The organism is Streptomyces fildesensis (genome assembly GCF_016107395.1).
GTDB lineage: Bacteria > Actinomycetota > Actinomycetes > Streptomycetales > Streptomycetaceae > Actinacidiphila > Actinacidiphila fildesensis.
The window spans coordinates 1-362 of record NZ_JAAIKO010000213.1 but is presented as its reverse complement, the minus strand read 5'-3'; the positions used below and the strand labels follow the sequence as shown (position 1 = coordinate 362).

At 45.9% G+C, this 362-nt stretch carries 1 protein-coding gene; it reads right to left on the bottom strand.

Going from position 1 to position 362, the window contains the following annotated elements:
- Nucleotides 1-325 (bottom strand): tetratricopeptide repeat protein (locus C6N31_RS42635; RefSeq protein WP_198359680.1); only part of this gene is annotated, 325 nt, incomplete at its 3' end.
- Nucleotides 326-362: the final 37 nt, after the last annotated feature.

Genomic DNA, 362 nt, shown 5'->3' with positions numbered 1-362 from the left:
CGGCTTTCTCATACTCCGCGCGAGCTTCAGCTTGGCGACGATGTCTCTCCTGTTCAATTTTGGAACGCTCTCTGAGCTTGCGCAGCCGCTCGTACTTCCTGTTGTGCTCTTTGATTCTCTGCACGTGTGGTTCGACCTTTTTAAGCTCATCATTAATTTCCTCATCAAAATCCAATTTTGATGCCAGATGAAGATCATCAGCAGCTTGTTCCCATTTTCTTTGCATTGCCCAAGCAAAACCACGGTACTTATAACCCTTGGCTGAATCTGGATTAATTTCAAGAGCTGCATTGGCATCCCGGATGGCAGCAATGGGTTTCTTCATTTTCAAGTAAGCACTAGCTCTGGTTGCATACATGATG